The organism is Acidovorax delafieldii 2AN (genome assembly GCF_000175235.1).
GTDB lineage: Bacteria > Pseudomonadota > Gammaproteobacteria > Burkholderiales > Burkholderiaceae_C > Acidovorax > Acidovorax delafieldii_B.
Genome location: NZ_ACQT01000142.1, coordinates 1 through 9,417, shown reverse-complemented (window position 1 = coordinate 9,417; position 9,417 = coordinate 1). Strand labels below are relative to the sequence as shown.

At 67.6% G+C, this 9,417-nt stretch carries 7 protein-coding genes; 2 read left to right on the top strand and 5 right to left on the bottom strand.

Features of this window, described 5'->3' with window-relative positions; translation table 11 throughout:
* Nucleotides 1–1,025: aminotransferase class I/II-fold pyridoxal phosphate-dependent enzyme (locus ACDELDRAFT_RS15305; RefSeq protein WP_005798412.1), on the bottom strand; the 1,025-nt coding region annotated here is incomplete at its 3' end.
* Nucleotides 1,015–2,334 (bottom strand): adenosylmethionine--8-amino-7-oxononanoate transaminase, encoded by a 1,320-nt coding sequence (gene bioA, locus ACDELDRAFT_RS15300; protein ID WP_005798410.1) that lies wholly within the window; start codon nucleotides 2,332–2,334, stop codon nucleotides 1,015–1,017. The genes bioA and ACDELDRAFT_RS15305, both read right to left, overlap by 11 nt.
* A 425-nt stretch (nucleotides 2,335–2,759) precedes the next feature.
* On the opposite strand from bioA, the gene ACDELDRAFT_RS15295 reads away from it, so the two are divergent.
* Entirely contained in the window at nucleotides 2,760–3,395 is a 636-nt protein-coding gene (locus ACDELDRAFT_RS15295) for a glutathione S-transferase (RefSeq protein ID WP_005798409.1), read from the top strand.
* 150 nt (nucleotides 3,396–3,545) lie between these two features.
* On the opposite strand, the gene ACDELDRAFT_RS15290 is transcribed toward ACDELDRAFT_RS15295, so the two are convergent.
* The 3 genes from ACDELDRAFT_RS15290 to ACDELDRAFT_RS15280 are packed head-to-tail and all read right to left on the bottom strand — an operon-like array spanning nucleotide 3,546 to nucleotide 7,992.
* Nucleotides 3,546–5,192 (bottom strand): acyl-CoA synthetase, encoded by a 1,647-nt coding sequence (locus ACDELDRAFT_RS15290; RefSeq protein ID WP_005798407.1) that lies wholly within the window; start codon nucleotides 5,190–5,192, stop codon nucleotides 3,546–3,548.
* A gap of 43 nt (nucleotides 5,193–5,235) precedes the next feature.
* Nucleotides 5,236–6,936 (bottom strand): diguanylate cyclase domain-containing protein, encoded by a 1,701-nt coding sequence (locus ACDELDRAFT_RS15285; protein ID WP_005798405.1) that lies wholly within the window; start codon nucleotides 6,934–6,936, stop codon nucleotides 5,236–5,238.
* A 3-nt stretch (nucleotides 6,937–6,939) separates the two neighbouring features.
* Complete coding sequence (locus ACDELDRAFT_RS15280; protein WP_100084454.1) at nucleotides 6,940–7,992, bottom strand: ABC transporter substrate-binding protein; 1,053 nt, start codon at nucleotides 7,990–7,992, stop codon at nucleotides 6,940–6,942.
* Between the two features lie 96 nt (nucleotides 7,993–8,088).
* On the opposite strand from ACDELDRAFT_RS15280, the gene dnaG reads away from it, so the two are divergent.
* On the top strand, nucleotides 8,089–9,417 hold a 1,329-nt coding region (dnaG, locus tag ACDELDRAFT_RS15275), incomplete at its 3' end, for a DNA primase (RefSeq protein WP_005798402.1).

Genomic DNA, 9,417 nt, shown 5'->3' with positions numbered 1-9,417 from the left:
ATGACCAGTGGCCGGATAGGGGTGTCCGACGCCACCAGCCGCCAGCCCAGGCCGGGATGGCGCGCCAGCAATTCGCCCACGCCGGACTGCAACTGCGCCTGCAAGCGCACGAGGTTGGCGCGGCGCTGTTCGCCCTCTTCGCCCGCCAACAGCGCCAGGCTTTGCAGCAGCGCGTGGGCCACGGCGGGCGGCGCGGCGGTGGTGAAGATGTAGGCCCGCGCGGCCTGGATCAGGTATTGGATGACGGTGGGGTGCGCAGCCACAAAGGCCCCGGCCACCCCGGCGGCCTTGCCCAGCGTGCCCACCATGATCAGCCGCTCACTGCGCAGGCCAAAGTGCGCCAGCGTGCCGCGCCCCTGCGGCCCCAGCACGCCAAAGCCATGGGCGTCGTCCACCACCAGCCAGGCGTCGTGCCGTTCGGCCAGCGCCAGCAGGGCATCGAGCGGGGCCACGTCGCCATCCATGCTGAACACCGCATCGGTGACGATGAGCTTGATGCGGGCCGTGCAGGCGCCCAGCAGCGCGTCCAGCTGCGCCACGTCGCAGTGGGCGTAGCGCTGCACCGGCGCCTTGGCCAGGCGCGCACCGTCGATCAGCGAGGCGTGGTTCAGCTCTTCCGAAAAGATCACCGCATCGGCGTCGCCCAGGGCCGTCAGCACCGCCAGGTTGGCCATGAAGCCGGTGCAGAAGAACAGTGCCTCGGCGTTCGGGATGGCGGGTGCCACCGTGGCGGCCAGGGCGCGCTCCAGCGCCGCATGCGCGCTCGAATGCCCGCTGATGAGGTGCGACGAGCCCGAGCCGGCACCGTACAGGCGCGCGCCCTCGGCCAGTGCATCGGCCAGCGCGGGATGGGCGGCCAGGCCCAGGTAGTCGTTGCTGCAGAACATGAGCAGTTCGCGCGATTGCCCGTCGGCGCCGCGCACGCGCTGCACCGGCGCGGTGGCGCTCTCGGCCTCGCGCAGCACGCGCGTCAGGTCCTTGGCCGCGATGGCCTGCAGTTTCTGGTTCAGGTGGTCAAGCAGCATGGTCGAGCACCTCCGTCAGCGTGGCCATCACGGCCTTGAACAGGAACTGCGCCGTGGGCGCGTCGATGAGGTACGGCGGCATCAGGTACACGGTGGCGCCAATGGGGCGGATCAGCAGCTCGTGCGCGCGAGCGGCTAGGTGAAAGCGCTCGGCAAACCGCTCGCCGGGCTCGCGCACATCGAATGCCAGGATCATGCCGCGCTGGCGCAGGTGGGCCACGCGCGGATCGGCGGCCAGCGGCGCGAAGGCCTCGGCCAGCAGCCGGGCCTGCACACGGCTCTTCTCCAGCACCTGGTCGGCAGCAAAGCGGTCGAGCACGGCATTGGCTGCCGCGCAGGCCAAGGGGTTGCCGGTGTACGAATGCGAGTGCAAAAAGCCCCGCCCCACCTGCTCGCTCCAGAAGCTCTGGTACACGGTTTCGGTGGTCAGCACCAGCGACAGCGGCAGCGTGCCGCCGCTGATGCCTTTGGACAGCGTGATGAAGTCGGGCCAGCCGCACTCGCCCTGCTCGAACGCAAAGAAGGTGCCGCTGCGCCCGCACCCCACCGCGATCTCGTCGGCGATGAGGTGGATGCCAAACTCGTCGCACAGGGCCCGCACGGCACGCAGGTACGAGGGCTCGTGCATCGCCATGCCGGCGGCGCACTGCACCAGCGGCTCGATGATGAGGGCGGCCACATGGCCGCGCCGCTCGGTCAGCACGCGGCGCAGGTCGGCCAGCGCACGGGCCTCTGCGTCCGGGCCCTGGCGCGCATCGGGCGAATCGACGATGTGGGCACGCATCAGCAGCGGGTCGTAGGCATCGCGGAACACCGCCACATCGGTCACGGCCAGCGCGCCAATGGTTTCGCCGTGGTAGCCGTTGCGCAGGCAGACAAACTCGCGCTTGTCCTCGAAGCCCCGGTTGCGCCAGGAGTGAAAGCTCATCTTCAGCGCGATCTCGACGGCCGAGGCGCCGTCGCTGGCAAAAAAGGCGTGGCCCAGGGCGCCACCGGTCAGGGCCGAGAGCTTTTCCGCCAGCTCGACCGCGGGCGCATGGGTGCAGCCGGCCAGCATGACGTGGGGCAGGGTTTCAAGCTGGTGCGTGATGGCAGCGCGGAGGCCGGCATCCGAGTGTCCAAACAGGTTGACCCACCAGGAGCTGTTGGCGTCGAAATAGCGCCGCCCTTCCAGGTCGAAAAGCCAGGGGCCCTCACCGCGGGCAATGGCCAGTGGCGGGGTGACGGCGGCACGCGCCATCTGGGTGCAGGGGTGCCACAGCGCGACAAGGCTGCGCGCGGCCAGATCGGGGGAGTTCAGGGACTTCAATCAACGGCTCACTCGCCCGCACTGGCGGGCAGGGATGGGGCACAGGCGCAGAACGCCGTCAGGCCCCCAAAGCGGATGGGGATGAAAAACCGCGGCAAGTATCGCACCGTGCCTTTCGCCCGGGCGCGCAGTCTGGTCCGCATACCCTTGCCCGTGGCCCGAAATTTGAATGAAACCACGGCCTGGCGCTTATGTGGCGGGCGCAAGAAGCTATACAAAAGAGAGCAATACCACCCCTCAAAAACCCAACACAGGCCGAAGAGATCAAGCAACGGCCCGCACCCTGCCATTCACTAACACCCCACGCGGCCCCCGTGATGCCCCCTGCGACACAGCACTGCGGCACGCCGCCAAGACTCTTTACCTGCTTGCCCTGCAGCGATGACAATCGCAGCGCTCAACCACCATCGAACCCAAGGCCTCCCATGCAACTCATCGGCATGCTCGACTCCCCGTACGTCCGCCGCGTGGCCATCGCGCTGCAACTGCTGGACCTGCGCTTTGAACACCAGTCACTGTCGGTGTTCAGCACCTTCGCGCAATTTGCCCAGATCAATCCGGTCGTGAAGGCGCCCACGCTGGTCTGCGACGATGGCGGCGTCCTGATGGACTCCACGCTGATCCTGCAGTACGCGCACGCATTGAGCCCGACGCGCCGCCTTGTTCCCACCGCGCTGGCGGACCTGCAGAACGCCTTGCACATCGAAGGGCTGGCGCTGGCGGCCTGTGAAAAGGCCGTGCAGATCATCTACGAACGCAAATTACGCCCCGCGGAGAAACTGCACGAGCCCTGGGTTGTACGGGTCGCGGGCCAGTTGCGCGCCGCCTGCGACGGACTGGAACATGCCCTGGCGCAGCACCCCTTGGCCGCCACCAGCGCCGGCATCTCCCAAGCAGGCGTGAGCACGGCCGTGGCCTGGCACTTCATCCAGCAGATGGTGCCGGACATGGTGCCCACTGAACGGTACGCTGGTTTGGTGGCCTATGCGGCCCTGGCCGAAGCGCTGCCGGAATTCAGGGCGGCGCCGCATGGCGACAGCGTGTACCGCCACGGCGGCTGAGCAAGCCCGGCTGTCGCCCGGCGCAGCACACGCCCTCCGCCATGGATTTCATCGAAATCACGCTCTAGCGCTTATGCAGCAAGCGCTATCAGCTATACAAAAAAGAGCACCCGAGAGGTGCTCTTTTTGTTGGCAGCGTCGCCGACGGAATCAGACGTCGATGGCCTGTGCCGAGCCGGCCTGCTTGCGCAACTCGAATTTCTGGATCTTGCCCGTGCTGGTCTTGGGCAGCTCGCCAAACACCACGGCACGCGGCACCTTGAAGCCGGCCAGGTGCTTCTTGCAGTGCGCCACGATGTCCTCGACGGTGGTCTGCGCACCGGCCTTCAGTTCGACGAAGGCACAGGGCGTTTCGCCCCACTTGGCGTCGGGCTTGGCCACCACGGCGGCGGCGAGCACGTCGGGGTGGCGGTAGAGCACGTCTTCCACCTCGATCGACGAAATGTTCTCGCCGCCCGAAATGATGATGTCCTTGCTGCGGTCCTTGATCTTGATGTAGCCGTCGGGGTACTGCACGGCCAGGTCGCCGCTGTGGAACCAGCCGCCGGCAAAGGCTTCTTCGGTGGCCTTGGGGTTCTTGAGGTAGCCCTTCATGGCGATATTGCCCCGGAACATGATCTCGCCCATGGTTTCGCCGTCCCAGGGCACGGGGCGCATGGTTTCGGAGTCAAGCACCCGGGCCGCGCGCTGCAGGTGGTAGCGCACGCCCTGGCGGGCGTTGAGGCGCGCGCGCTCGCCGATGTCCAGGTCGTTCCAGGCGTCGTGCCGCGCGCACACCGTGGCCGGGCCATACACCTCGGTCAGGCCGTACACGTGGGTCAGGTCGAAGCCCATCTTTTCCATGCCCTCGATCATCGAGGCCGGTGGCGCTGCGCCCGCCACCATGGCCTTCACGCCCGCGGGCACGCCCTCTTTCATCGCGGCAGGCGCGTTGACCAGCAGGCCATGCACGATGGGTGCGCCGCAGTAGTGCGTGACGCCGTGGTGGCGGATGGCGTCGAAGATGGCCTGCGCTTCCACGCGGCGCAGGCACACGTTGACACCCGCGCGGGCCGCCACCGTCCAGGGAAAGCACCAGCCGTTGCAGTGGAACATGGGCAGCGTCCACAGGTAGACCGCGTGCTTGGGCATGTCCCACTCCAGCACGTTGCTGATGGCATTGGTGGCCGCGCCCCGGTGGTGGTAGACCACGCCCTTGGGGTTGCCGGTGGTGCCGCTGGTGTAGTTGAGCGCGATGGCATCCCACTCGTCGGCGGGCAGTTCCCAGGCGAACTGCGGGTCGCCACCGGCCACAAAGGCCTCGTACGTGGTGCTGCCCAGCTTCTGGCTGGCGGGGCCGTAGAGGGCATCCTCGACGTCAATCAGCAGCAAGGGCGTCTGGCTCTGGCGCAGCGCCAGGGCCTTGGCCATGACGCCGGCGAACTCGGGGTCCACGATCACGGCCTTGGCCTCGCCGTGGTCGAGCATGAAGGCGATGGCCTCGGGGTCCAGGCGGGTGTTCAGGGCGTTGAGCACGGCGCCGGCCATCGGCACGCCGAAGTGCGCCTCGACCATGGGCGGCGTGTTGGGCAGCATCACGGCCACGGTGTCGTTCTTGCCGATACCGGCGCGCTGCAGGCTGCTGGCCAGTTGGCGGCAGCGCGCATACGTCTGGGCCCAGGTCTGGCGCAGGGTGCCGTGCACGATGGCCAGGCGGTCGGGGTAGACCTCGGCAGTGCGCTCGATGAACCCCAGGGGCGACAGGGGCGCGAAGTTGGCTTCAGTGCGGGGCAGGTGCTGGTCGTAGATGGAGGTCATTGCGCTTCACAGGGAATAAATGAACAGGGTCTGGCCGCGGACCTCAGGGGCTGTTGCGGCGGCTTTGCTTGACGCGGTACATGGCCGCATCCGCGCTCGCCAGCAGCGATTGTGCGTCGTGCGCATCGCGCGGAAAAAGGCTCAGCCCGATGCTGGCATGCACCTCCAGCGATTTTCCGCCCAGTTGCAGCGGTTGCGCAAAGGCCTGCTGCAGTTTTTCGGCAATGTGCAGCGCAGCTTCTTCGGTATCGACGTTTTCGCACAGCACGGTGAATTCGTCGCCCGCCAGGCGGGCCACTGTGTCGGCTTGGCGCACCGCCGCCACGATGGCACGGGCCGTGGCCTGCAGCACCGCATCGCCCGCGGCATGGCCCAGGTCGTCGTTGATGGACTTGAAGTCGTCCAGGTCCACGAAGAACAGCGCGCACGCCCGCCCGCTGCGCCGCGACAGCTCGAGTGCCTGCTCCAGGCGCTGCTCGAACATGCGCCGGTTGGGCAGGCCGGTGAGCAGGTCATGGTGGGCCAGATGCGCCATGCTGTCCCGGCTGGCGTTGAGCTCGGCGATCTGGCGCGTGATCTGCTGCTCCATGTCGCTCAGGCTGCGCGCCAGCTCTCCCACCTCGTCCTGCCGCTCGACCGGCAAGGCACCGTGGGGCTCTCCCTGCGAAAAGGCGCGGGCGGCGCGCACCATGGCCTGCAGGGGGCTGGTCACCGCCCGCGACACCAGCGTGGCCAGCAGCATGCCCACCGCGCTCAGGATCAGCAGCATCTTGAAGATGCCGCGCCCGAGCTCGAGAACTTCATCCTGCACCACCGCCATGGGCTGTGAAAGGCCCGCCACCAGGAAGCGCTCCTCGCCCGCCCCGCCCACGGGCAGACGCGTGAACGAGAACACGCGCGGCTCGGCGCCTTCTTCCTGCGCATCCATCATGAGCTCGTTGGAACGCCCATCGATGATCTGCGCCACGGGCGCAAGGGTGTCCTGCAGCAGGATGCGCTGCCCGCGGTCGAAGCCGAAAGTCTGGGACGGGTCGGGGTGCACCAGAATGTCGCCCCAGCGATTGCACAGGTAGAACCCAAAGTTTTCGGGCAGGCTTTTTCTGAAATGGGCCAGAAAGGGATTGGCCGCCACACGCACCACCACGACGGCCTCGACCGCACCCCAGCGCACCACGGGCGACGCCATGTTGAAGACAGGCTGCTGTTGCTCTTCGGACGCCTCGCCTTCGTGGTTGATGCCGAACTCGCTGAAGTACACCTCGCCGGCACGCAACTTGAGGGTTTCGAAAACAAAGGGGAAATGGGCTTTTTCCTGCAGCGCGGCGGCGGGCGCCTCCACCAGGCCATCCCCCAAGCGGTCGACCCGCATGAGTTCGAGGCCATGGTCGCGGGCACTGATGAGGCGGATCTGCAGGTACGAAGGGTGGGCCGCCAGGCTGGCCTTGAACACGTCGGCAAGCATGCGGCGGTCGCGCACCCGGGGGGACTGCGGCGATGGCGCCGCGCGCGGCTCGGTGGCCACACCCGCCACCGCTGCCAGCAACGTGGCATCGCGCGCCACCGCCGCAAAGCCGGTTTCGAGGTGGCGCGTCAGCACCTGCGTGGTGGCCAGGAGCGAACGCTCGGCCCGCTCGCGCAACAGGTCGCGCGCAGCGACATAGGTGTAGTAGCCTGCCAGCACGGCGGCCAGCACGCTGAAAGAGGCCAGAATCCAGCCCAGGCGCGACGCGATGCCCCAGCGCATGGATCAGAACCCCTCGGGGCGCTCGCCCGAAACGATGCGCCGCCACAGCCGGGTGCGCTGCTCTTCACTTTCCACCGGCTCAAGCCATACGATCGGGCCGGCTGCGGCATCCGCTGCACGGCCCGGCTCCTGCAGTGTGTTGGCCAGCCCCTGGCGCCGCGTCAGCACGCCGCTGACCGCCGGCTCGAGCATGTAGTTGATCCACTGGGCGGCCAGCGCGGGCTGGGCAGAGCGGCGCGTGATGGCCCAGCAGTCGAGCCAGGCCAGCGCCCCCTCTTTCGGTATCACGTAGCCCACGTCGAGCCCCGCGTCGCGCAGCAGCTTGAATTGCTGCTGGCCGTAGTTGGCATGCATCACCGCGATGCGGTGGCGGCGAAACAGCTCCACCGACTCCTCTGGCACCGAATAGAAAGTCAGCACATTGCGGCGCAGCGCCACCAGATCGCGGGCCAGTGCGCCGAACCGCGCCGTGTCGATGCGAAAAGGCGGCAGGCCCCGGCGCTGGGCGGCCAGCGAGAAACTGTGGCTGCTGCCGTCGAACGCCAGCACCCGGCCCTGCCAGCGCGGATCCCACAGCACACTCAGCGAGTTCGGAGGTGCGCTGAACTGCTGGCGGTCGTAGATCAGCCCCATCTCGGAATAGGTGTAGGGCAGCGCATACACCGCGCCGTCGCTCGTGATACCGGGGATGGCCGACAGATGCCGAAAGCGGGGCAACTGGCGCCCGGCATTGGCAATGTCCTTCATTGGCAGCGGCACGAGGCGCTTTTGCGCCATCAGGCTGGCGATCTCCACGGTGTTGGCGGCCACCACGTCGTAGCCTGGGCCTGCCGGATCGGCCAGCTTGGCGCGCAGGCTGTCGTCCGAGCCCACGGTGGTCACCTCCACGCGCACCGCGTGTCGCTTCTCGAAGGCGGCCACCACATCGGCATCGGCGTACCCGGGCCACGACAGAACGCGCAGCACCGGCGCCGCCGCCGCACACAGCGGCAGCCAGGCAACGGCCACCGCCCACCAGCCACACGCCCAGGCGCTGCGCCAGCCGCGCTGCGGCACTGCGTGCCCACGGGGTTACCGTTGTTGCCATGGAGATGTCTCGGCTCCGCTAAATGTTAATGAGTGTAACCGTGCTTTGCGCCGACAATACGCCCCGTGTCGATTCCCCAATCTTTCATCCAGGAACTGCTTTCGCGCGTGGACGTGGTGGACATTGTGGGTCGCTACGTCCCGCTCAAGAAAGGGGGCGCCAACTTCATGGGGCTGTGCCCCTTCCATGGCGAGAAATCCCCCTCGTTCAGCGTGAGCCCTGCCAAACAGTTCTACCACTGCTTTGGCTGCGGCAAGAACGGCAACGCCATCAGTTTTCTGATGGAGCACGCTGGCATGGGCTTCGTCGAAGCCGTGCAGGACCTGGCCCAGCAGGTGGGCCTGCAGGTGCCCGACGATGACATCTCGCCGCAAGAAAAAGAGCGCGCCGCCGCCGCCCGGCAGAAGCAGGCCACGCTCACGGACGTGCTGGAAAAAGCCGCGCACGCCTACCGCCAGCATTTGCGCGCCTCGACCCGCGCCGTAGCGTATTTCAAGGGCCGAGGGGTATCAGGGGCAGTGGCCAAGCGCTACGGGCTGGGCTATGCCCCGGAAGGCTGGCGCAGCCTGGCCAGCGTGTTTGCGCACTATGACGATCCGCTGCTCGAGGAAAGCGGCCTGGTCATCGTCAGCGAAGAAGACGGCGGCAAGCGCTATGACCGGTTTCGCGACCGGGTGATGTTCCCGATCCGCAATGTGAAGGGCGAATGCATCGGCTTTGGCGGCCGGGTGCTGGGGGACGACAAGCCCAAATACCTCAATTCGCCCGAAACGCCGGTGTTCCACAAGGGGCGCGAGTTGTACGGCCTGTTCGAGGCCCGCACCGCCATCCGCGAGCAGGGCTATGCGCTGGTGACCGAGGGCTACATGGACGTGGTGGCACTGGCGCAGCTGGGGTTTCCCAACGCCGTGGCCACGCTGGGCACGGCCTGCACCCCTGAACATGTGCAAAAGCTGCTGCGCTTTACCGATGCGGTGGTGTTCAGCTTCGATGGCGACGCCGCCGGCCGCCGCGCGGCCCGCAAGGCGCTGGATGGCGCCCTGCCCCACGCCAGCGACACGCGCAGCATCAAGTTCCTGTTCCTACCGCCCGAGCACGACCCCGACAGCTTCGTGCGCGCGCAAGGCACCGATGCCTTTGCCCGCTGCATCGGCGATGCGGTTCCCCTGAGCCGGTTCCTGGTCGAGGCGGCCAGTGAAGGCTGCGACCTGGGCACCGCCGAAGGCCGCGCCCACATGGCCAGCAATGCCCGGCCGCTGTGGAGCGCCCTGCCCGAAGGGGTGCTGCGCCGGCAGGTGCTGAGCGATCTGGCCCAGCTGGCCCAGCTCGACGCCCACGATCTGGCCGACCTGTGGGGCAAAAGCGCGGCCCAGGAGGCGGCACGCCAGCCCGCG

Excerpts from the sequence above, each read along its gene's own strand:
- ACDELDRAFT_RS15295 (WP_005798409.1), top strand. The coding sequence starts at position 2,760 with ATGCAACTCATCGGCATGCTCGACTCCCCGTACGTCCGCCGCGTGGCC.
- ACDELDRAFT_RS15290 (WP_005798407.1), bottom strand. The coding sequence starts at position 5,192 with ATGACCTCCATCTACGACCAGCACCTGCCCCGCACTGAAGCCAACTTC.
- ACDELDRAFT_RS15285 (WP_005798405.1), bottom strand. The coding sequence starts at position 6,936 with ATGCGCTGGGGCATCGCGTCGCGCCTGGGCTGGATTCTGGCCTCTTTC.